This window comes from Staphylococcus sp. ZWU0021, assembly GCF_000798895.1.
Classification (GTDB): domain Bacteria; phylum Bacillota; class Bacilli; order Staphylococcales; family Staphylococcaceae; genus Staphylococcus; species Staphylococcus saprophyticus.
On record NZ_JTLN01000027.1, the window covers coordinates 337,007 to 359,162 of the forward strand.

At 31.3% G+C, this 22,156-nt stretch carries 24 protein-coding genes; 2 read left to right on the forward strand and 22 right to left on the reverse strand.

Going from position 1 to position 22,156, the window contains the following annotated elements; all coding sequences use genetic code 11:
• Positions 1–159: 159 nt before the first annotated feature.
• From L987_RS07010 to L987_RS07090, 17 genes are all read right to left on the reverse strand, one after another.
• Positions 160–1,515 (reverse strand): HAMP domain-containing sensor histidine kinase, encoded by a 1,356-nt coding sequence (locus L987_RS07010; protein WP_011303105.1) that lies wholly within the window; start codon positions 1,513–1,515, stop codon positions 160–162.
• On the reverse strand, positions 1,512–2,174 hold the full coding sequence (locus L987_RS07015; protein ID WP_002483297.1) for a response regulator transcription factor: 663 nt from the start codon (positions 2,172–2,174) through the stop codon (positions 1,512–1,514). The genes L987_RS07010 and L987_RS07015 overlap by 4 nt, the downstream gene beginning before the upstream one ends.
• 485 nt (positions 2,175–2,659) lie before the next feature.
• Complete coding sequence (locus L987_RS07020; RefSeq protein WP_041080675.1) at positions 2,660–3,274, reverse strand: phosphatase PAP2 family protein; 615 nt, start codon at positions 3,272–3,274, stop codon at positions 2,660–2,662.
• Positions 3,275–3,286: 12 nt separating this feature from the next.
• The gene (locus L987_RS07025) at positions 3,287–4,363 is read right to left on the reverse strand and encodes an undecaprenyldiphospho-muramoylpentapeptide beta-N-acetylglucosaminyltransferase (protein ID WP_011303102.1); all 1,077 of its coding nucleotides are present in this window, start codon (positions 4,361–4,363) and stop codon (positions 3,287–3,289) included.
• A gap of 10 nt (positions 4,364–4,373) precedes the next feature.
• A complete protein-coding gene (locus tag L987_RS07030) occupies positions 4,374–4,901 on the reverse strand; it encodes a GNAT family N-acetyltransferase (protein ID WP_047503792.1) in 528 nt (175 codons plus the stop codon).
• Between the two features lie 21 nt (positions 4,902–4,922).
• Positions 4,923–6,398, reverse strand: coding sequence for a S41 family peptidase (locus L987_RS07035; RefSeq protein ID WP_047503795.1), 1,476 nt, complete (start codon positions 6,396–6,398; stop codon positions 4,923–4,925).
• 139 nt (positions 6,399–6,537) lie between these two features.
• A complete protein-coding gene (locus L987_RS07040) occupies positions 6,538–6,759 on the reverse strand; it encodes a YozE family protein (protein ID WP_002483292.1) in 222 nt (73 codons plus the stop codon).
• Positions 6,759–7,259: a PTS sugar transporter subunit IIA gene (locus L987_RS07045; protein ID WP_047503798.1), complete on the reverse strand. Its 501-nt coding sequence runs from the start codon at positions 7,257–7,259 to the stop codon at positions 6,759–6,761. The genes L987_RS07040 and L987_RS07045 overlap by 1 nt, the downstream gene beginning before the upstream one ends.
• Before the next feature lie 14 nt (positions 7,260–7,273).
• The gene (gene msrB, locus L987_RS07050) at positions 7,274–7,702 is read right to left on the reverse strand and encodes a peptide-methionine (R)-S-oxide reductase MsrB (RefSeq protein ID WP_002483290.1); all 429 of its coding nucleotides are present in this window, start codon (positions 7,700–7,702) and stop codon (positions 7,274–7,276) included.
• The gene (gene msrA / locus L987_RS07055) at positions 7,695–8,222 is read right to left on the reverse strand and encodes a peptide-methionine (S)-S-oxide reductase MsrA (protein WP_002483289.1); all 528 of its coding nucleotides are present in this window, start codon (positions 8,220–8,222) and stop codon (positions 7,695–7,697) included. The genes msrB and msrA overlap by 8 nt, the downstream gene beginning before the upstream one ends.
• A gap of 130 nt (positions 8,223–8,352) precedes the next feature.
• Positions 8,353–9,192, reverse strand: coding sequence for a DegV family protein (locus L987_RS07060; RefSeq protein WP_047503801.1), 840 nt, complete (start codon positions 9,190–9,192; stop codon positions 8,353–8,355).
• A 10-nt stretch (positions 9,193–9,202) separates the two neighbouring features.
• The gene (locus L987_RS07065; protein ID WP_011303097.1) at positions 9,203–9,688 is read right to left on the reverse strand and encodes a dihydrofolate reductase; all 486 of its coding nucleotides are present in this window, start codon (positions 9,686–9,688) and stop codon (positions 9,203–9,205) included.
• Positions 9,689–9,782: 94 nt separating this feature from the next.
• Positions 9,783–10,739, reverse strand: coding sequence for a thymidylate synthase (locus L987_RS07070; RefSeq protein WP_011303096.1), 957 nt, complete (start codon positions 10,737–10,739; stop codon positions 9,783–9,785).
• Between the two features lie 291 nt (positions 10,740–11,030).
• The gene (gene brxA, locus L987_RS07075) at positions 11,031–11,465 is read right to left on the reverse strand and encodes a bacilliredoxin BrxA (protein ID WP_002483285.1); all 435 of its coding nucleotides are present in this window, start codon (positions 11,463–11,465) and stop codon (positions 11,031–11,033) included.
• 37 nt (positions 11,466–11,502) lie between these two features.
• The gene (locus tag L987_RS07080) at positions 11,503–12,621 is read right to left on the reverse strand and encodes a conserved virulence factor C family protein (protein WP_047503804.1); all 1,119 of its coding nucleotides are present in this window, start codon (positions 12,619–12,621) and stop codon (positions 11,503–11,505) included.
• Positions 12,622–12,636: 15 nt separating this feature from the next.
• On the reverse strand, positions 12,637–12,894 hold the full coding sequence (locus tag L987_RS07085) for a NifU N-terminal domain-containing protein (RefSeq protein WP_047503807.1): 258 nt from the start codon (positions 12,892–12,894) through the stop codon (positions 12,637–12,639).
• Between the two features lie 17 nt (positions 12,895–12,911).
• Positions 12,912–13,106: a zinc-finger domain-containing protein gene (locus tag L987_RS07090; protein WP_011303093.1), complete on the reverse strand. Its 195-nt coding sequence runs from the start codon at positions 13,104–13,106 to the stop codon at positions 12,912–12,914.
• Positions 13,107–13,357: 251 nt separating this feature from the next.
• On the opposite strand from L987_RS07090, the gene L987_RS07095 reads away from it, so the two are divergent.
• Positions 13,358–14,062: a queuosine precursor transporter gene (locus L987_RS07095; RefSeq protein ID WP_047503810.1), complete on the forward strand. Its 705-nt coding sequence runs from the start codon at positions 13,358–13,360 to the stop codon at positions 14,060–14,062.
• Between the two features lie 16 nt (positions 14,063–14,078).
• Here L987_RS07095 and L987_RS07100 read toward each other — a convergent pair whose 3' ends face one another.
• On the reverse strand, positions 14,079–14,660 hold the full coding sequence (locus L987_RS07100; protein ID WP_047503812.1) for an RBBP9/YdeN family alpha/beta hydrolase: 582 nt from the start codon (positions 14,658–14,660) through the stop codon (positions 14,079–14,081).
• A 162-nt stretch (positions 14,661–14,822) separates the two neighbouring features.
• Here L987_RS07100 and L987_RS07105 point away from each other — a divergent pair, with 162 nt between their 5' ends.
• Positions 14,823–15,230: a ribonuclease HI family protein gene (locus tag L987_RS07105; protein ID WP_002483280.1), complete on the forward strand. Its 408-nt coding sequence runs from the start codon at positions 14,823–14,825 to the stop codon at positions 15,228–15,230.
• A 275-nt stretch (positions 15,231–15,505) separates the two neighbouring features.
• On the opposite strand, the gene L987_RS07110 is transcribed toward L987_RS07105, so the two are convergent.
• The 4 genes from L987_RS07110 to L987_RS07125 form a co-directional block, all read right to left on the reverse strand.
• The gene (locus tag L987_RS07110) at positions 15,506–16,387 is read right to left on the reverse strand and encodes a 5'-3' exonuclease (protein WP_011303091.1); all 882 of its coding nucleotides are present in this window, start codon (positions 16,385–16,387) and stop codon (positions 15,506–15,508) included.
• A 20-nt stretch (positions 16,388–16,407) separates the two neighbouring features.
• Positions 16,408–19,848: a dynamin family protein gene (locus tag L987_RS07115; RefSeq protein WP_047503816.1), complete on the reverse strand. Its 3,441-nt coding sequence runs from the start codon at positions 19,846–19,848 to the stop codon at positions 16,408–16,410.
• 448 nt (positions 19,849–20,296) lie between these two features.
• Complete coding sequence (locus L987_RS07120; RefSeq protein WP_047503819.1) at positions 20,297–21,064, reverse strand: autolysin; 768 nt, start codon at positions 21,062–21,064, stop codon at positions 20,297–20,299.
• 392 nt (positions 21,065–21,456) lie between these two features.
• Entirely contained in the window at positions 21,457–22,092 is a 636-nt protein-coding gene (locus tag L987_RS07125) for an SDR family oxidoreductase (protein ID WP_047503823.1), read from the reverse strand.
• Positions 22,093–22,156: the final 64 nt, after the last annotated feature.

The following is a 22,156-nucleotide window of genomic DNA, read 5'->3' on the forward strand; positions in this document are numbered from 1 at the left end:
TAATAGCACTTATTATATACAAATTAAAGTACCAATAGCGCACTTATTACTAAAAAAGCAGAACCTTTTTTTACTTTGGTTCTGCTCATAAGTTTTATATATAATAGGGTAACATATATGTTGTTAGAAAAAACATTTTGCACCAATTAGTTTTGAATGTTAAAAAGTAATCTTAAACGTTGTATATTTATCAACTTCACTATCGACATGTATAGTACCATTATTTAGTTCTATGATTTTTTTAGCGATAGATAATCCCAATCCATTACCACCTAATTTGCGAGAACGTGATTTATCAACTCTATAAAATCTATCAAAAATAAATTCTATATCTTCTTTAGGTATACCCACACCGTGATCAGTAATTTCAATAGAAATTTGTTTGTTTCTCAACTTTGTTTGTATCTGAATGTATTTATTTATCTGATCATATTTCATAGCATTATCAATAAAGATGATCAACATTTGTTCAAATTGATAACGATCAATTTTTATGTTTAATGGTTTAGGAAACGCATCGAATTCAAATGTATAATCACTGTGCAATTGTGATAAAGATTTAATTCGAGATGCAATCTCTTGATTTATCTCAACATTTTCAATTTCACCGTCTCTACTGTTATTATTGTCTTTTGTAAGTAATAATAGTTCTTCTACAAGTTTTGTAATTCTTGTCATTTCTTCTAATGAAATATCTAAAGACTCTTCTAATATAGCAGCATCTTTTTTACCCCAGCGATTGATGAGATTAAGATGGCCTTGAATGATCTGTAAGGGAGTACGTAATTCATGTGACGCATCTTCGACAAATTGTCGCTGTTGATTAAAAGATTCTTCCAATTGGAGCATCATCTCATTAAATGTCACAATTAAGTTGTCTGTTTCTTCGTAATTTGTACTTAATTCTACTTTTTCTTGGAAACCATCTCTTCGAATTTGTTGCATCTTATTCGACATCAATATTAATGGTTTTGTAATTTGCGAAGAAAAGAAATAACTAATAATTGCAGTTATAAACGTTGCTATCACACCAAATATTAGAGCGATAAAATATAAAGAGTTTACAAGTGCTTTATAGTCTTCTAAAGAATGCACTATCACACTGTAACCATTAAATTTTGGTGACTCAATATGATCTGTGATGATGAGATAATCTTTTTTGTGATCACTTTTAACTGCTATACGATTTACATTTGTCGGTACAATATTCGGAGAAAACGTAATGGAGTTATCATTTGATGTTTCCATTAATTTGTGACCATCTTCATTAAATAACATGACTTTTTGAAAATTACCTAAGGATGCATTTAAATCAAGTGGTGTGACGTGTTCAATTTGTTTAGATTCAAATAATTTAACTATATCTTCCGAACTACGTTCAGCCTCATCTACTTCATTATGTCTTAATGAATTACTGAGGAAGAAAATGATTATGATGCTAAAAAGAAAAATGGTTAAAAACGTAATCGTCGTAGTAATCAACATCCATTTAGTTTTAAGTTTACGTTGTTTCATTGTCTTACCACGTACCCTACACCGCGTACTGTTTCGATACACTTATCTTTACCAAAGGGTTTTAATTTGTTTCTTAAATATCGAATGTAAACATCTACTACATTTGTTTCTACTTCTGTATCGTATCCCCATACGTCCGTAATGATTTGTTCCCTTTGCAGAACGTGGTTTCTGTTTTCAGCTAGTAAAAATAACAAATCATATTCTGTTTTTGTTAAATCAAGTGGTTGTCCATCCACAGTGACTTTAAAAGCATCTTTATCTATAATGATGCCTTTGATATCGATTAGATTCTTTTGTGGTTGTCTTCGTAACATAGCTCTGATTCTTGCTAATAATTCTTCTATATCAAACGGTTTAACGATATAATCATCCGCACCGTAATCCAAACCAGCCACCTTATCGTAAGTATCACTTTTAGCAGTGATGATAATGATAGGTGTAGTTTGATTTTGACGAATCTGACGACAAATTTCTAAACCATTTATATTTGGAAGCATTAAGTCTAAAAGAATTAAATCATAAGTATTTGATAATGCTTTTTCTAAACCAGGCTTCCCATCGTATTCAATATCTACGTCATAATTTTCATGTTCAAGTTCAAGCTCTATAAAACGCGCAAGGTTTTGCTCGTCTTCTACTATTAAGATTTTTGTCATATGTAGCACCTCAAATTATATATTATAATAAATGCTTGTTTGTAGAAAGTTATTGCATAAAAATTTCAAAATGTTTTTAAAATACTTCATGATTTTAATCACTTTTATTGTAATATATAGGTATTTCATAAAATTTGAAAAAATTATTCGAATTTAATTGACAATCATTCTCATTGTTGTATAATGTAATTGAAAATGATTATCAATACCGAAAATAAGACATTCCCCCCACACATATTTCGTTCTTATTTGGATTGATCATTTTCAAAAACATCCCCTTTTATATGCCCGTAAAAGACTAACGTTGCGAGACAACGTGAATATAAAAACCGGTTTTACATTGTGAAATCGGTTTTTATAATAAATTTTGACACATAAAAGCAGTTAGATGAATTTATTCACCTAACTGCTTTTTTACTGTGTTTTTAAATGAATTATAAGTTACATCAGACACTATGGATGCACATAAGTTGAATTGAATGGAATTATACTTGCAATTTATGGCGTAATATTAATGTTGATAATACGACACAGAATGCGCCACCAATAATACCTGCTATAATATCTGTAGGATAGTGTACACCAAGATAAACTCTTGATGACGATATCATAATGATAAATAAAGCTGAGAGACCAATCATAAAGGCTTTAGATTTACCCTTCATAACTCGATTGGCGATATATATCGTACTTCCAAAGAATGCTGTAGAACCCATCGCATGACCACTGGGGAAACTAAATCCTGAGATATCAATAAGTCGAAGTAGCGTTGGACGTTCTCTATCAAAGATATTTTTAAGTAATGGGTTTAATGTACTCGATAAACTCATTGCAATTGCGAAAAATAAAGCCTCAATATTTAAACGTTTTAACATTAAATAAGCAACGAGCAACAGAGATAAACAAACCATTGCCCAAACTTCTCCAACTTTGGTTACACCGAGAAATATCGTTGTGGTGATGAAACTTTCAGAAGAATAAATGAACTCATATACTTCATTATCAATCCACTTTCCCAGTCTTGATTCGTGGAAGAATGCAATGATGCCAAATATTAACGTAAAAATAATGAGTAATGATATTCTTTTCCAACGACTCATTGCATGTACCTCCTATTCGCTTAAAGCATCGTTTATTATCTTTTGGAATAAATCCTGACGCGTAAAGCTTTCTTTATATGTTTGCATTTGTTTAATGATATCATCGCGATTGGTTTCAATTTCTCTCAATTGTGTTTTTAATTCATTTTCAGTTAATGTATCTTCGAGAATTGTTTTACCAAATCCTTTTGATTCAAAATGTTTAGCATTGTCAATTTGGTCGCCACGTGATTGATCTAAACCTAAAGGAATTAATAACATTGGAATGCGTAGCGCTAAAAATTCATAGATAGCGTTAGAACCAGCACGACTAATCACTGTATCTGTAATAGCAAGTAAATCCGTTAAATCATCTTTAACAAATTCAAATTGAATGTAATCTTTAGTGCCAACATATGAATTGTCTAATAGCCCTTTTCCAGTTAAATGAATGACTTGGTAAGTCTCTTGAAGTGTCTCGAGATTTTGTCTTATAATGTCATTCAATTTTTTACTGCCTAGACTGCCACCCATGACTAATAATACTTTTTTATCATTATTAAATTCTGTCAGTTGATAACCTCTATGTTTATCTCCAGTTTTTAAGTCTTCTCTCACTGTTGCACCAACAAAATCTGCTTTATCTTTAGGTAAATAATTTAATGTATCTTCAAAGGTAGTATATATTTTTTTAGCGAATTTTAATGAGATTTTATTTGCTAAACCAGGTGTTAAATCAGATTCATGTATAATCGTAGGGATTTTTAAAGATTTTGCAGCAATAACGACTGGTACTGAAACAAATCCCCCTTTAGAAAATAGTAAATCAGGCTTTTCTTTTTTTAGCACACTTCTAGCATCTAATACACCTTTTAACACCTTAAATATATCTTTAATATTATCCCAAGAAATATACCTTCTTAATTTACCACTAGATATAGAGTGGTATTTAATTGAAGGTAATTGAGATTCAATCATTTCACGTTCAATCCCATTTTTTGATCCGATATAAAAGGTATCGTATCCTTCTTCTATTGCAGTTGGAATCAAACTTAGGTTTACGGAAACATGTCCAACTGTACCTCCACCGGTAAATGCGATTTTCGTCATAATATAACCTCTATTCTTCTAAATTTTTATAATAGGCATAAAATGGTTCACCTTTATTAAAAGGATGATAATCAATTTTTGCTTCGCCTACTTTGCTAAAGCCAAATTTAGTAAACAGTCCTTGTGCGCGCTTATTTAAAGCAAATGTATCGGTTAATAACACATGAATATTATGATCCAGTGCTAAATTAACTGCAAAATCAAATAGTTGCGTTGCAGTACCTTTATATTCAGATGATCCTGCCAATCTATGAATAACATAGGCACCTTTTCTGTCAATTGGCCATTCTAATTCATCATACCATTCTAATTCATCATACCATTCTGATTGCTGTTGGTCGACAACTATAAAAGCATAAATAATAGAATTTTCTTCTAGAACAAAAAGTGTGTCTTTTTCAATATCTTCTTCAAAATGTTCTTCTAAAGGATAATGTTCATCCCATTGATTGTTGTTGTCTTGCTTCATAATAGTTTTAGCTTCTTCTACAATGTTTAAAATACTAGATAAATCATTTTTATTTGCTTTTCTAATCATAAACCGATGACTCCTCTTAAATTAATTTAGTTTTTTTAAAAGCTCATTTAATACCGTGTCTTCTTTGTTTGCTTTTTCAACAAGTTGCTGTGTGAATTTTTCATTCGTTGACTTGTTAAATGTGCCATTTACATCTAAATTATTTTTCTTTTGGAAGGATTTGAGTGCATCCTCTAGTTCGCTATCAAATTCAGTAGAATGATTATTAATATGATAGCCTAATGCATTCAATCCCACCTTCATTGTTTTAACATTTTTATCATCGTCACCCAACTGACATGTTTTATTGCTTGGGATAACATTTAATGATTGATATGCAGGTTCTTCTATTTTCTTATCAGGAGTAATGCCTTTTCCATGAATATAATGAGATTTTGGCGTTAACCATTTCATATTAGTGAATTTTAATAATGAACCATCTTCAAATTCTCGTGTAGTCTGCACAATGCCTTTACCAAATGTTTTTGAACCATAAACTTTGGCTTTATTATAATCTTTCATAGCACCTGTGAAAACTTCTGAAGCACTAGCTGAGCCTTTATTTACTAAAATAGAAACATCCATATCTTTGGCTTCTTTTGAGGCATCATTTGAAGCCTTAATTGCTTCTTTATGTTTGCCTTTTTCTAATTGAACAACTGTTTCATTTTTATCAATGAAAATGTTTGCCATTTTAACAGCTTCATCTAATAAGCCTCCAGGATTATTACGTAAATCCAATACAATTTTACGGATGCCATCTTTGTGTGCTTTAATGATGGAAGATTTTAATTCGCCTGATGTACTATTTTGGAATTTATTGATAGTAAAGACACCGACATCGCCATGTTTTTGGTATTCAACACTTTTGACATGAATTTTATCTCGTTTTATTGTGATGTCGTGAGCTTGCCCACCGCGTTCAATGGTTAGTGTTACTTTTGTACCTTGTTTTCCTCTAACTTTTTTAACAATTGCTTCTAAAGGCTGTCCTTTAATCGATTTACCATTCACTTTAGTAACCACATCTTTAGGCTGAATTCCGGCCTTTTCAGCAGGTGATTGTTTCATAGGGCTTGTAATTTGAATTTGATTCCCTTTCTTTTGCATTTCAGCCCCAATACCTACAAAATCACCTGATACATCTTCATTAAATGATTTAGTTTCTTTTTTGGTCATATAGTCTGAATAAGGGTCATCCAATTTTTTTACCATACCATCAATCGCTGCTGTCCCCAGCTCTTCTGAACTAGTATCTTTATAGTATTCATCATCTAGTGTTTGATAAACTTGCTCTACTTTTTTCATCTCATCACGTTGATCACTATTTAAACCACTTGTCCAATGACTGATGCCAATCGTTGCAAATACTGCAATCATAGCAGTTACAAGTATTGTAACTATTAATATAATAATAAAGTGACTACGTTTGAAATTTATTTGTTTCTTTGTTGATTGCGATGATGCTTTTTCATTTACTTCTTGATTCACTTCAGTTGTGTCTTTACTTTCTGACATTTAATCACTTCCAATACATATGTAAAAAATCATTACAAATAAAATGAGCTGGGATTGAATCATTTAGATTAATCCCAGCAACAAATGATACCTTATTATTTTAATATATTTTAATCGTGCTACTCAAATGTTAAAGTAATTAAAATTTTAACCATTCGGTATATTCCTCGTATAAATCATCAAAAACGGATAATGAAATAGTATAATGCCCTTGTGTTTCTATATAATCTGACAGTATATGAAAGTCTTTTTCATGTTTTGGAAAAGATAAATCATCAAATATTTCTTCTGCTAATTCACCTTTTTCATCTTTACGCCCACGTGCTGTAAGGGCAAAATGATAAAATGAATGGTCTTTCATTAGTTCATTGTCACATCAACAATTTTAGTTTCACCTTTAGTCAAAGTTGTTACATCAGCCACTGAAATAGATGCTGTGTTGTCAGAATTTGTGATAATAATTGGTGAAACAACTGATTTTGCATTTTCTTTTATATAGTCTAAATCAAATTTTAATAATGGGTCTCCAACGTTAACAACGTCGCCACTTTCAACTAGAATGTCAAAGCCTTCACCATCTAATTGCACGGTATCAAGACCAATATGAACAAGTAATTCTAGGCCATTTTCAGCTTTTAATCCAATAGCATGTTTCGTTGGGAAAACATTATCTACCTTACCATCGATTGGTGAAACAACTTCACCTTCTGTTGGATTTATACCAAAGCCTTCACCCATCATTTTTTGAGCAAATACTGGATCTGGTATATCTTCGATTTTTACATATTCCCCAGTGATTGGTGCATAAATCGCGCTTTCTTTATTGACCTCTTTGCCTTTACCAAATAATTTTTTAAACATAATATGTTCGCTCCTTATTTTTCAAAATGTGGTATTAAATCTCCATATCCTAGTTCTTCTAATTTTTCATATGGTATAAATTGTACAGCTGCTGAATTAATGCAATATCTCAGACCGCCGCTTTCTTTTGGTCCGTCATTGAATACGTGACCTAAATGGCTATTTGCATCTTCAGAACGTACTTCAGTGCGCACCATGCCAAATGTTTTGTCGACTAATTCAACGATTTCTTCATCGGCTAATGCCTTAGAAAAACTTGGCCAACCACAATCTGATTCGAATTTTTCTTCAGAAGTGAATAATGGTTTACCTGAAATTTTATCAACGTAAATACCTTTTTCAAAGTGGTTCCAGTATTCGTTTTGAAATGGCGGTTCTGTACCATTTTCTTGTGTAACTAAATACTCCATTTCATTTAAATCATTTTTATTCTTTTTAATCATTTTGTTTCCCCCAATGCTTTTCTATAAAATTTTTCCGACCTGATCCACGTTGATACTGTTCATAATGCAATGGATTCTTTTTATAGTAATCCTGATGATAGGTTTCAGCTGGATAAAAGTTTTTATATGGTTTAATGGGTGTAATGACAGGTTTGTTAAAGATACCTTGTTCATTTAATTGTTGAATTTTAGCTTCGGCTGCTTTTTTCTGATTTTCATCATGATAAAAAATAGCAGGCTCATAATGTTCTCCACGATCAAAAAATTGACCACCGTTATCAGTAGGATCAAACGTTTTGAAATAAACGTCTAATATATTTTCGAAGGAAGTAATTTCTGAGTTATAAGTAATTTGGACTGCCTCGACATGCCCAGTTTGATTTGTACTTACACTTTCATAAGTTGGGTTATCTGTATGTCCACCACTATAACCAGAAACAACGTTTTCGATACCAGGATATGAAGTGAATGGTTTAACTAAACACCAAAAACATCCTCCTGCTAATGTCGCATAAGCCATAATATACCTCCTATATCTATTTTGTCATAAAGTTACCATTATTTTAAGCGATTTGCTATGAAACTGTTTATATATTAAATAAGACCAATTTCATTTTGAGTATAGTCATAGCGCGCTTTGAAGTAGTACTTTATGATCGTAATACGACTAAACCGATAGCACCTTGTCCTGTATGTGTTGAAATGATAGGTGTTGTAACGTTCGTGTCGAATTTTGTAAAGTTGAACTCTTCTGAAAAATGTTTTTTTACTTTGTCTACGAATTCAATAATATTTGCATGTGCAATACCGATAGATTTTACATTTTTATCACCGATAAACGCGCTCACTTCTTTTTTGAGGAACTGAACACTTGCATTTTGTGTTCGAGAATTATGAATTAATTCAATCTTTCCGTCTTCGAGTGTTCCGATTGGTTTGATTTTCATCATATTACCAATTAAACCTTTCGTTTTGCTAATACGTCCGCCTTTAATTAATTGGTTTAATTGTCCTATAACAACATAAAGTTTAATGTTTTTTTGTAGTTCAACAATGTTTTCAACGATTTCATTTGTTGATAGTCCAGTATTATTCCAATCAACAATGTGTTGCACTTGGTAACCTAAACCAAAAGAAATAGACTTAGAATCAATGACAGTAACTTTACTATCAGTCATTTCGCTAGCTTGCAGTGCAGTATGATAAGTTCCGCTTAAACCTGATGTCATATGAATGCTTATGATTTCAGAACCATCTTCGCCTAGTTCATCGTATAATTCAATGAATTTACCGATAGCAGGTTGACTTGTTTTAGTATCAGCATTTTCTTCCAGTTTTTGAATATATTCTTCCGACGATATATCTATTTGGTCAATGTAGGATTCACCATCAATTGTTAAATTAAGAGGTATCACATGAATATTATTTTCATTTAAATATTCATGTGATAAATCAGATGTTGAATCAGTAACAATTTTCTTTTTTATCATAAATTTCCTCCTATGAAGTTCCCTTACGGATTAAATGTAAAAAGGTATGAGGAATCGTATTTTTTTCATCCAATACACCTTTATTTGATGATGCGACTTCCCAGTCTTTAAAAGTATATGGTGGGAAAAAAGTATCACCGTTATATTTATCTTCAATAACAGTAATATACATATCATCAACCTTATCTATCATTTCTTCAAATAAGGACTGGCCACCAAATATAAAAACATGGCCAGGTAAGTCGTAGATTTCTTCGAAAGAATGGATAACATCCACACCCTCTGGTTTAAATGATTTATTTCTAGTTAACACAACATTTCTTCTATTAGGAAGAGGTTTCCCGATAGATTCAAATGTTGCACGACCCATGACAAGCGTATTTCCAGTAGTTAACGACTTAACGTGCTTTAAATCACTAGGTAAATGCCAAGGCAATTGGTTATTTACGCCAATAACCCGTTGTTGATCATGGGCTACAAGTATTGAAAGTGTCATAATGTTCCTCCTAATATTGAAATGAAAACAGTTTAATATGAAACACAAAGTGCATTATATAATAAATTATTGATGTTTTTAAGTCATTTCCCATTTAAACTGCGATGGGTGCTTTAATCGCTGGATGTGATTCATAATCAACAATTTCTAAATCCTCGTAATCAATATCAAAAATAGATGCATCTGAATTGATATTAAGTGTTGGTGGATTATAGCTTTCTCGTGCTAATTGTGTCTCAATAGCTTCGATATGATTAGAGTATATATGTGCATCGCCAAAGGTGTGTACAAATTCTCCAACTTCAAGGCCACATTCTTTCGCGATGAGGTGAGTTAATAAACTATAACTTGCGATGTTAAAAGGAACCCCTAAAAAGATGTCTGCACTTCTTTGGTATAATTGACAACTTAATTTGCCATCTTGAACATAAAACTGAAACATTGTATGACAAGGTGGTAACGCCATTGTATCAATTTCTGTTGGATTCCATGCAGATACGATATGACGTCTTGAATTAGGATTCGTTTTAATTTGATTGATCACCGTTTTTAATTGATCATAATGATTACCATATTTATCTTCCCAATCACGCCATTGTTTACCATAAACATTACCTAAATCACCATATTTTTTAGCAAAATCATCATCATTTAAAATACGTTTTTTAAATTGGTTCATTTCGTCTTTATAGATTAGGTTAAAGGACTCGTCTTTTTGTGCCCTATGGCCAAAATCAGTCATGTCAGGTCCGTTATAGTCTTTGGATTGAACAAATTTTTCGAATGCCCACTCATTCCAAATGTTGTTATTATATTGAAGTAAATACTTAATATTTGTATCTCCTTTGATAAACCATAAGAGCTCTGTAGCAATTAATTTAAATGATACTTTTTTAGTTGTTAGTAATGGGAAGCCTTTTGATAAATCAAACCTCAGTTGGTGACCAAATTTTGAGATGGTTCCAGTATTTGTGCGATCATTCTTTTGTTTACCGATTTCTAAAATTTCTTCACATAATTGATGATACGCTTGATCAAAAGCATTTAACATTTAATCCACTCCTTCCAAAATTAATTTTATTTGTATCTTATTGGATAATTGTTATAAGTTAAAGGATTTAACATTAATTATGTAAAAATAATGTACTTTGAGTAAATTATACATCATTTTTTGTAAACGTTATACGCGTTAGTACTTATTTTTATGGAATAAATGCCAACTTACTATATCTTATTGGCTTGTTTAGACACAGTAAGTTGGCATAATGACCATTTAATGAATTTTTACGCTATGTTATTCAATACGATTTAACAGCGATATTTATATAACCATACGAACCATTTAGCAGTAATCGTCAAATGCGTCTTTAATGTCCATACAAATATCTTGAATATCTCTACCTTCAATGTGTTCACGAGGTATAAAATGTTTCAATTCTTGTCCTTTGAAAAGCGCATAGGATGGACTAGATGGAACCTGTTGGATATAATCACGCATTGTTGCAGTAGCTTCTTTATCTTGACCTGCGAATACTGTTACTTTATTTGTAGGTTTTTTATCATTTTGTTCTACAACTGTAACAGCCGCTGGTCTTGCTAAACCAGCTGCACAACCACATGTTGAATTAATAACAACAAATGTTGTATCGTCACTACCCACATTTGTCATAAAGTTAGATACTTCATCTGCGGTTTCTAAACTTTTGAAATCACGTCCAGTTAATTCACTACGCATTTGAGTTGCAAGTTCATTCATGTATGCTTCATATGCATTCATTTAAAACACTCCTTTATAAATTCATATCATCAAATTATTACGATTTATTTCTATTAGCAATTTGTTTCCACACAGAACCTAATGCTTCATCACCATTTTCAATTCTTGCTATTGCCATTTCTATTTGAAGTTTAACTTCATATGCAGGGTCATTTTCATGTGTGCGAAGTGCATCAAGTTGTTCAGGACCGCCTTCATCAAATATAAACATAGCAGCTCGCCATCTTACTATTTTATGGGGATCATCTAATGCTTTTTCCATTTCAGGCAAAGCTTGTTTGAATCCTAAATCGCTTAAACAATCACCAGCTGTTCTTCTGACTGCTGGACTTTTATCATGTAATCCTTTAAATAAATAAGGTAATACTGCTTTATCTTCTATCATACCAAGCAACACGATCGCTTCACGTCTTAATGGTGTTTTCTCTTCTTCACTAACAGCATCACCTAATAATGGGAAATCTCTCTCTGTTGGTGTTGGGAAAGCTTTTAACATTCTTAAGCGTTCTTTCCAATCATCAGTTGCTTGATAAGTCTCAAGCGTCACATGTTGGTATTTTTTTTCAGGAATAACGACATCTGTATTTAAAGCATTTTCTACAAGATGGTTTAAATCTTTTTCAGGATAAAGTGCTAGGATTTCTTCAGTGACTTCAGACATAATATCATCTAATTCACCATAACGTATACCTAAGTCTTCCCATTTACGTTGGAAAACAATATTGTCATCATCTTTTTGAGCTGCAAGCATACTATCAATATACACTTCAGGTAATTGCTTACGTTTTTCTTCGGAACTAGAAGTAAGTTTAACCTGATATGGAATCCCTTTGAACTGAAGTACTTCAGCTTTAACTTCGCCAAAGTGTTCATCTGGTGCTGGTGTATCAATAGATTCAGATTCGTCGCTTAATGTTGCTGTTACTTTAGGTAATAAAACTTCCCAATCATATTTGGGCTTTTTATCTACAGCTAAAAAATCCATAACGTAAAATATAGATTTCACACCATCAACTGCTAATACATCATTGATAAACTTGGGCTGATTATCAAGAATAGTTGTATACGTATTTGACTTATTATCTTTTCTTTTCTCATTCAAAACAATTTTCATTGTGTTGGGACTGGGCGTTGGTTCGACACGTACAATTTCCATTCAGAAAACTCCTTTTTATATTTCTTCTAAGGTTTTAGTTACTTCAGGTAATAGTGTTTCCCACTCATAGTCCGCCTTTTTATCTACGGAGATAAAATTCATTGCTTGGAAAATAGATTTTATTCCTTCGATTTGTAAAATATCGTTAATAAACTCAGGTTGATTATCTTTTACTGCAGTAAAGGTATTCGGTTTGTAATCTTCACCTGATAATTGTAAAACGATTTTCATTGTATTTGGGTTTGGTGTTTGTGATACTTCTAAAATCTCCATAATAAAATGCCTCCTAATTATTGTAACTCATTTCCTAATTGTTTAATTTCTTTGCCGATTGAACATTCATTTATACAAAAATGATGTGCTTGTGTTTTACCTTCTGACTTTCTTATATGATGTTTGAGCAAACATGATTTGCAATAAGTGTTCATTAAATCATCTATTGAAGCCATAGCTTCTTTTTCAGAATAAGTAAGAATGTTTGTCACGCTCCTATATTACTTAAAATATCATATTTCTATCGATTGATTCATTTTATAATGTTTTGACACTTGAAGACATTATATCATTTGTAACTAGGATTGTTTAATCTTTAAATTTATGAAAATAGATATTCAACTTTTTATGTACGATATGAATAAACACACTTGTATTTTTAATTTTTTCTGATAAAATTACTTAGTTGTTTATTTTGCGGTTTCTAAACTCCCGCATTATCAAAATTTAGGAGGAATTTAAATTGTTTAACGAAATATTTGGTGTACTGACATTTTTAGTTACCTTTTTATTATTAGTAGCTATGTATCGCTTTTTTGGGAAACAGGGATTAATCGCATGGATTGCAATTGGAACTGTACTTGCTAATATCCAAGTTCTTAAAACAATCGACATATTTACTATTTCAGCAACATTAGGTAATGTAATGTTTGCTTCTATATATCTTGCCACAGATATTTTAAATGATATTTATGGTAGAAAAGTTGCAAAGCGTGCAGTCTGGATTGGCTTTAGTTCAACACTTGTTATGATTATCGTAATGCAAATGTCGCTGCATTTTACACCATCATCTATTGATACTTCGCAAGGTGCGTTGGAATCAATATTTAATCTTGTGCCAAGAATTGCATTGGGATCAGTGGTTGCCTATATAATCGGACAACATTTAGATGTACTACTCTTCTCGTTAATAAAAAAAGTGTTTAGCTCAGATAAAACATTTATCATTAGAGCATATGGTAGTACGATCATAAGTAACATAATCGACACTGCTTTATTTGTAACCATTGCATTTTATGGTTCAATGCCAAATGCAGCAGTATTTGAAATTTTTATTACTACGTATCTATTGAAAGTAATCTCAACGATATTTAATGTACCATTTGGTTACTGGGCGAAATCCATGTATCGTAAAGGAAAAATTAGTAAATTAGATGAAGGTTATTAAAAAACTCTGAAATTGGTTAAATGCCAATTTCAGAGTTTTTATTATTTAAAATAGCAGTGATTTGATTTTTAAGAAAATCAAAAGTAAGATAACCATCGCAATCTTGGAAGTGTCCATTATGATGCAGTTCGACTGTTTCTGTATTTAATTGTTGAGATAATCGGTTTGTTGCATTTATGTCGACAACTGGGTCATTATCTCCAGCTATGGTCATGATATGTTGCGCATTATTATTTTCAAATTGTACTTGTGTTTGATTGATAAATTGATTCAATTCAGGGAGATTGTGTAAAGGTTCATTGAAACCTGAAATTAAAAACAGCCCTTTTATATTACTAAATACCTTTTCTTTTGATAAATAATTTAAGACAGTAACCACACCCAGGCTATGAGCAACAATGATAGAATCCTTATCGAGTTTATGATTTAAACTATGTTGAATTGCGCTGTCCCAAGCATCTAAATCGGGGTTATTAGTATTTGGTAAATATACGATTTCAGTATGATAATCATAGGATTTCATCTGTGTTGCTAACCATTCAAACCAATGATTTTCGGTGCTAGCTTGGTAACCATGTATGATGAACATATTTTTCAATATAACAGCCTCCTTTAATTCCGACCTTTATAGTATGTTATTTATTATACATCACCTTACGTCAAAATGTCTAAATATCCGATTAGTATCGTTTCACTTATATAGAACAAGTACCATTTGTTTGGTAGTATAAATGTAAATATAGTTATAAGGATGATATGAATGGCGAAAATTTATTTTGATGCTGCAACAGCTGGCAACCCTGGTGAAAGTGCCAGTGCAGTTGTCATTATCACAGAAGAAGAACGATTTCATTACACGAAATCATTGGGTCAAATGGATAACCATAGTGCTGAATGGGCATCGTTTCAGTTCGCGTTGGAATGTGCTATAGCACATAATATAACAACTGGCCTTGTATATACGGATTCTAAACTTATCGAAGATAGTTTTAATAGAGGGAATGTAAAAAATGAAAAATTCAAATCTTACTATAATGAAATTATAAAATTAGAACAAAAATTTGAATTACTCTTTGTTCGTTGGGTACCGAGAAACCAAAATAAAGAAGCGAATCATCATGCAAAACAAAGTTTATATCAAATAACCAAACATAACAAAAAATCATAACGCTATCTAAAGCTACTACAAAGAAGCGGTTATGAATCGAAAAACGAGACTGAGACATTAATAGTTGCCTCAGTCTCGTTTTTAAATAAAGAAATAACTGTATAATCCTGCACTTTATCATCTTATTTGTCGATTCAAAAAAATGAGTTAGGTTTGTAAATTTTTAAATTAGCCACCTTTAATCATTTGGTGCAAAAAAACATTTTCTATCAAAATCTTTTCCTGTGTCTTGCCTACTACATTATTCACATTGTTATGATAGTTAAATTATGAATTTAACTGAAATGTGTGGATAGATATTTACCAGAAACATACAACTCATGTTCTTTACATATATTAAGAATTTTAGTAAGTTCTGTTCCAAATTGCATCTTATCCAGCAAATCGACTGTATTTAAAGGCACTTTGGTATGAATTTCTGCTAATGTTTTTGACAATTTAAGGTTATCGATATTAGCTTCGATTTTAGTTCTTTGACCTGGTGTTAATTGGTCTAATGCATTTAAAACAGATTCTACAGACCCGTGATTTTGAATGAGTTTAATTGCTGTTTTTTCACCAATCCCTTTCACACCTGGATAACCATCAGCTGTGTCTCCCATAAATGCTTTGACATCGATTAACTGTAAAGGATTCAACCCGTATTCACTTTGAAAACGATCTAAAGTATAGCGGTTATAAATATTAAAGCCTTTTTTAGTTAGCCATATTTCTACATTAGGATTAATACATTGCAAAATATCTTTATCACCTGTTACGACATAAACTTGATTTTGATCAGAATATTGTTGTGCAAGTGTACCGATAACATCATCAGCTTCATAATTTTGAACGCCAATATTTACAAATCCAAATTGATTAGAAACTTCTTTGACATAGTCAAATTGTGGAATCAGTTCTTCTGGTGGTGCAGGTCTATTTTGTTTATATCCATCAAACATATCATTTCTAAATGTTGATTTACCCATATCCCAGCACACTGCGACATGAGAAGGCTGTATTTCATTGATAGCGGTAAACACATGGCGAACAAATCCTTGAACACCATTTGTAGGTATACCTGATGAATTTCTCATAAATTGTTTATGCAAACTTGTTGCAAAGAAGTGGCGAAATAATAAAGCCATGCCGTCTATTAGTAATATTTTTTTGGTCATATTGTGTCCTCTTTCTATTTTTACAATAATGCTTTTAATTTTTCGTTTGTTTCTTGTAATTGTTTAATAAGAGCGTCGTCCATTTCAAATGCTAATAGTTCTTGAATTTGATGATGCGCTTCTTTTTCTAATGTTTTGAATTTAGTTTCAGCATTGTAATCCATTGTAGAGACAATGTCGCTCATTGCTTGTTTTAAATTTGCAATACAAGGTGCTAAAAGTGCTATGGTTTCGTGTGTGATTTGTTCTTGAATCGCACTTTGAGATTTAGGTTGCAAAATCGTTTTCTTAGTTAAACCTTTTGGTAAAGCATTGAGCATGGTTTCTAAATCAATTTTTAAATAAGGGTCATCAAGTTCAATAATTTCTTGACTAAACTCAGGTTGTATAAATACATGTACTTGTTCAAGCTTTTGTTTTAATGGTGCAATCTCTGCATGTACTTGTTCATGAAAATACTTCTTGATACGTTCTACTAAAAGGGACTGTTCTAAATATAGACGTTGGTGAATCTGATCTAAGTAAATTTTGGTTGATTGACGTTTTTCATCATTAAAATTACTATTTTTTGTCATTTGTCCATTGTAAATAGATTTAACCTCGTCTTGTAATTGTAGTTTTAATCGTTCATTTAAATGGTATAGTTGATCTTCTACTTCATTTGATGTGCGTTGTTCAGCAATTTGTAATATATTATTGTTGAAAATTGAAGAATTTTTATATTCTTGTAGCTTTTGTTTTCTTTGTTCAATTTGTTTTTTATTATTGTTAAATTCTTCAATCATTTGCTCATAAGCTTCAGAAATATTTTTTAATTGATTTAACAATTGTTGCTGTAAGATATCTTTGGATTCGATTTGAGTAAAGTGCTGAATACTGTCTTGAAGGCGTTTGATACCCTCATTGCCTGATTTCAGTGCTTCTCTACTTGATACTGCAAAAATATCTGAATCCATATTGACTTGACTTAAAGCATCACCGACATACTCAATAACAGCATTTAAATCCTCTTCCGTTTCTGCTAAATCAGTAGCATTGACAATCATTTTAAAGGCCTGATTTTCGTTCAATTGATTCATTTCTTTCATATGTTCAATAAAACGTTTATCATTTTCCGTAAATGAATGATTAAAATAACTAACATAGAGTATTAAATCGGAAGAAGTTAGTACTTTTTCTGTCTCATTCGTATGACGCTGATTATTTGAATGTAAACCTAATGAATCTACTATAATTTTATCTTTCAACCATTCTAAAGGTAAATTTAGATGAACTGTATTAACAAACGTTGCATATTCATCCTCTGCACTCCACTTTTTAATTTCATCTTGTGCAATCGTATGTGTTTGCCCATCTTTGAGCATGTCTTGGTACATATCGTAATGCTTTTCAACAGCGTTCACAAAAGCTAACTTATTTTTCTCTAATGTTGCTTTCAATTTATTCGTGTTTTTAGATAGAAAATCTTCAATTGTTTTAAATGTTTTATTTTCTACTTGAAACACATGATTTAATTCTTCTAATAATTGTTTAGAGGATTTTAATGTGATTTGGCTTTCATGACCATAAGTTAATTCGGTCATTGCAGCTGTCGTTGGGTTGGGCGAACTCACTAAGTATGCATCTCCTAAGAGTGCATTGATTAAACTACTTTTACCTGCACTAAATGTGCCAAAAACACCAATTTTTATTATTTTCTTATCTAATCTCTTAAGCGTTTCTTCTATATCTGATTTTGTTTGTTCGAATAATGGCACATCTTTTATGGTATTCAAGGCATTTTTAATATTTTGAGTATTATTGGAATGCTTCTGCTGTTTACTTACATCAGATTTTGTTTGTTTCTTTAGATTAGTTTTGTTGTTTTTCGGTGTGAAAGTAATTTCTTTTCTATCTATCAATTTATCAAGAGAATCGTCCATGTGAATATAGTAATGCATATAGTTTTGTGTTTCTAATGACTCTCTTAAGCTACGCATTTCTATAAACTTCTCATAATCATTGTAATCATCTGCTTGTTCTGTACCAATATCATTAGCTTGCGCATGGCTTATAGCTTTTTTAAATAATGGATCTGATGCTTTAGCAATATGTTGTTTAAGTGCTTTCATCAAATCGTCGCAGAAAGTTAATACATATTGATTACTAATCGTTATTTGCATTTGATATAAATCGTTAATCAATGATGAAGGGATAGTGTAATGTTGATTTAAAATCTCATCATTTATATCAGATGAATTGATGAATCTCGTTAAAAATGACATATCTTCTCTTAATGGTTGTCGTATTTCTTGATTAACTTTATCTTGTAAGTGTTCTAAGACTGTAGTTAATCGTCGTTGTTGTTCTTCTTCTGTCTTTTTCTTTTTATTAAATAATCCGCCAACACTAAAATCTTTTGTGCGACTTTCTAAGTATATTCTGATTTTTTCTCTTGTGTCATGCGTCATGATATAAGCATTATCGATGATTGCTTTTCTCTTTTGCTTTAAAAAATCATATAATTCTTCAGGATTGTTTAGCAGTTTGGCTTCTTCACTAACTACCTGATGTTGTTTGAAATTAAGATAAGCTTGATCAAAATCCGCTTCATTAATATCTAACTTATCTAGTAAATCCTGAATTTCATATTGTACATAAGATAATTGTTCGTTAGTAATAAATTTAACAATGTGTTCTACATAAGCAGCTATAGATTCACGATGCGTATCTTTCTCTATTAAATAATTAGAAAGTGACGTGATTTCATTATGCTCATGTTCATATTTTGAAACGTAAAATGTTTGATCTAGGTCGATTTCCCACTCATTGATGGATTTATCTACACGACGCTTAAATGTTTCGAAACTAATTTCTTCTTCATTATGCTTATCTATCTGATTTATCACAAATACGACTGGTACACCTGCTTGATTAAGTTGTTTCATAAACTGAAAGTTTAATGCTGATTGTACGTGATTATAATCTACAGTATAAAATAATATATTACTTGTATACATAAATTCTTCAGTGCTAGATTGGTGCGTTGCAACATTTGAATCTACCCCAGGTGTATCTTGTAATGTGAAGCCTTTATTAAACTTAGTTGATGGAAATTTAATTTCAACAGATTCTACATCGAAATTCTCGCGATTCATTTGTTTCACTTCATCGTAGTTATTTAAGATTGTGTATTGTTGATGGCTTAAATTAGCAATGATACCAGGTTGTTCAGCAACAGATACAATTGCGGTATTACTAGTAGTTGGTACAGGTGAGCTTGGTAAAATACTTTCTTCTAATAACAAATTGATTAATGTGGATTTACCAGCCGAGAAGTGACCAACAAATGTCGCTGTATATTGTTCTAAAAACACCTTTTTAATAACCTGATTGATAATGTGAACCAGTCTATCGTTTTTAGATTTTTCTACTTCTTTTTTTAATTTATATAAAATATCGAGTTGCTCAGTATTAGACATCTTTCGTATCCCCTTTATTACTTATATGTAATTAATCCTTATTGTATAACAAATGATTGCATGTCTAAAGTAAGTATTTGAAATTAAATTGTTTCATTGCAAATTTTATCAAACAACTTAGAACTTTTTTGAAGTTAATTAGCATTAGTCATTGAATAAATAATTACTTAAAGTGACAGTCTATATTTTTATGCACCATATTCAATTTATGACATTACAAAATTATTTATTGTCATGCTAACTACACCATATTTTAAATATATTCACTTTACATCTCAAAACAACAGGGGGCATTTGTTTATGCACCCCACTTTTAACATTGGATATTATAGCTATATAAGAAAAGGCTATTTTGTTGAACTATAAATAACACTTTTTTTAAGTATCTTAATTATCCACTGTATTTTATTATGAAATAATTTAGTGCAAATGAATGACTAGGCATAACTTACATATGATTATAATGATAGGTCACTAGTTCGAAAAATTGTTGCATATCATATCCCCATTTTCCATAATAAGCGATAGTATCAACATGTGTCGTACCTCCCCAATACTGTCTTACTGCATTATGACTAATGATTGTACCTATCCCCTTATTCTTATCTGCAAAGCTAGGGGTCAAACCATTTTGTTTTAACATATATGTAGCAAGCCACGCTTGATTATTTACTGATCTTGCAAAGTCGTCAAATGTATAAGCACGCACAACCTCTATCTGATAAAAATATGGATTAGTCGCTTTGCCTGCACCCCAAACGTAGTATTCAGATGGTGCGGTAAGATGAATTTCTTTGTTATCTACAAATGCATGTACAAAGGCAGTGTTATATGTGTCATACATCCGATGAACCCACTGTTGTAGCGTTCGATTATCTTCGCCTACTTCATGAATGACAACACCTTTATAAGTACCATATTTATATGGCAATTTAGGAAGTGTATTCATTCTACTGTCCTTTATCACGTTTGAGTGATTTATATTATTTTGAATTATATATTGATTGACATCGGGGTAATTAATAAGTGTTGAAGTATCTTTATTTTGGGAAGGCTGATTCGCATTTAGTAATATATCATTTATTTTAGTAGTTTGTGTCATCACAGCAGAATGAGACTCATTAAAATTTATTAACGGATTTGTGGCATAAGTAGCAGGAGCGAAAATAACTGATGTTAAAATTAGGGAGACAAACAGCAAAAATATTTTTAACATAGAATAAAACTCCTTTCGTTTTTTTTAAATAAAAAATATTGTACAATACAATAATTATAATACTCCAAAAAACCATGATTACAAGTGTATTATTCCACCTTGAAAACGCTATATATAAAATTATGTGTATTCATGCGCTCTGTCGTTGCAATAATCTGGACTTGCATGGAATTCGACAAATTAGTGAATTTAAAGATGTTGAAGTAGCAGTGAAAATGCTACGACTTCAATAAGTTAATATTTAAAATTATAATCATGCGCTAAGGATGGTTTAAACATAAAAAAACTGAAACATTAATTTATGTCTCAGTCTTTTTTATCAATTTATTAAGTTATTAGTAATTATGCATGTGCTTTAGCTTGAATCATAATTATTTTAAAATTGACTTATTCTACTTCCATCTAGGTTTGTCAAAATCAGTATTGGGTTTATTAATCCCTATATTATCTCTTGAATAAAGGGCTGGATCTTTAGCAATTTGTACTGCAATGGCTGCCACACTCTTTCTAGAAACTTCTGTCCCTTTAAAAGGTTCATCTTTTTTGGTGATTTCATAATCGATTTCGTTCGTATGTGTTAACCAGGCAGGTCTAAAAATAGTGTAATCTAAATCAGTTTGTTCAATGATATCGGCTGCTTTTCTATAAATTACTAAATAATCACTAATTTGATCTTGTACCCATAATCCGAAATTCCCTGGTACTTCATTATATATACCAATGGAAGTAACGAAAATAAGTCTTTTGACATTATTCGCATTCATTGCACCTACAATGGTCTGTGCTTCTTTATCTAATTCACCAGATAACGAAGCTAAAACGATATCAACGTCTTCCATAGCACGATTTACATCTTCAAAATTTGTTGCGTCACCTTCTCTAACGCGTATACGATCAGAAGCGTAATCAGGCAATCGATTTGCATCTCTTAAAAATAAGCGCAAAGTATAGGAAGTGTTTTCTAAAAATGAATTGATCGCCGCTTTAGAAACAGCACCATTAGCTCCCAATATTAATACTTTAGTCATTTAATCACTCCATTTCTTTTATTGTAATACGAGATATGTTGTCCATATCGTTTATAAGATATTT

What these genes read in the sequence shown, in the direction of transcription:
- msrA (WP_002483289.1), bottom strand. Translation starts at nt 8,222, where the DNA reads ATGGCTTATGCGACATTAGCAGGAGGATGTTTTTGGTGTTTAGTTAAA.
- L987_RS07020 (WP_041080675.1), bottom strand. Translation starts at nt 3,274, where the DNA reads ATGAGTCGTTGGAAAAGAATATCATTACTCATTATTTTTACGTTAATA.
- L987_RS07015 (WP_002483297.1), bottom strand. Translation starts at nt 2,174, where the DNA reads ATGACAAAAATCTTAATAGTAGAAGACGAGCAAAACCTTGCGCGTTTT.
- L987_RS07120 (WP_047503819.1), bottom strand. Translation starts at nt 21,064, where the DNA reads ATGTTAAAAATATTTTTGCTGTTTGTCTCCCTAATTTTAACATCAGTT.
- L987_RS07110 (WP_011303091.1), bottom strand. Translation starts at nt 16,387, where the DNA reads ATGACCAAAAAAATATTACTAATAGACGGCATGGCTTTATTATTTCGC.
- L987_RS07125 (WP_047503823.1), bottom strand. Translation starts at nt 22,092, where the DNA reads ATGACTAAAGTATTAATATTGGGAGCTAATGGTGCTGTTTCTAAAGCG.
- L987_RS07115 (WP_047503816.1), bottom strand. Translation starts at nt 19,848, where the DNA reads ATGTCTAATACTGAGCAACTCGATATTTTATATAAATTAAAAAAAGAA.
- L987_RS07030 (WP_047503792.1), bottom strand. Translation starts at nt 4,901, where the DNA reads ATGATTAGAAAAGCAAATAAAAATGATTTATCTAGTATTTTAAACATT.
- L987_RS07040 (WP_002483292.1), bottom strand. Translation starts at nt 6,759, where the DNA reads ATGAAAGACCATTCATTTTATCATTTTGCCCTTACAGCACGTGGGCGT.
- brxA (WP_002483285.1), bottom strand. Translation starts at nt 11,465, where the DNA reads ATGAATGCATATGAAGCATACATGAATGAACTTGCAACTCAAATGCGT.
- L987_RS07065 (WP_011303097.1), bottom strand. Translation starts at nt 9,688, where the DNA reads ATGACACTTTCAATACTTGTAGCCCATGATCAACAACGGGTTATTGGC.
- L987_RS07025 (WP_011303102.1), bottom strand. Translation starts at nt 4,363, where the DNA reads ATGACGAAAATCGCATTTACCGGTGGAGGTACAGTTGGACATGTTTCC.
- L987_RS07060 (WP_047503801.1), bottom strand. Translation starts at nt 9,192, where the DNA reads ATGATAAAAAAGAAAATTGTTACTGATTCAACATCTGATTTATCACAT.
- msrB (WP_002483290.1), bottom strand. Translation starts at nt 7,702, where the DNA reads ATGATTAAAAAGAATAAAAATGATTTAAATGAAATGGAGTATTTAGTT.
- L987_RS07105 (WP_002483280.1), top strand. Translation starts at nt 14,823, where the DNA reads ATGGCGAAAATTTATTTTGATGCTGCAACAGCTGGCAACCCTGGTGAA.
- L987_RS07010 (WP_011303105.1), bottom strand. Translation starts at nt 1,515, where the DNA reads ATGAAACAACGTAAACTTAAAACTAAATGGATGTTGATTACTACGACG.
- L987_RS07080 (WP_047503804.1), bottom strand. Translation starts at nt 12,621, where the DNA reads ATGGAAATTGTACGTGTCGAACCAACGCCCAGTCCCAACACAATGAAA.
- L987_RS07045 (WP_047503798.1), bottom strand. Translation starts at nt 7,259, where the DNA reads ATGTTTAAAAAATTATTTGGTAAAGGCAAAGAGGTCAATAAAGAAAGC.
- L987_RS07035 (WP_047503795.1), bottom strand. Translation starts at nt 6,398, where the DNA reads ATGTCAGAAAGTAAAGACACAACTGAAGTGAATCAAGAAGTAAATGAA.
- L987_RS07070 (WP_011303096.1), bottom strand. Translation starts at nt 10,739, where the DNA reads ATGTTAAATGCTTTTGATCAAGCGTATCATCAATTATGTGAAGAAATT.
- L987_RS07085 (WP_047503807.1), bottom strand. Translation starts at nt 12,894, where the DNA reads ATGGAGATTTTAGAAGTATCACAAACACCAAACCCAAATACAATGAAA.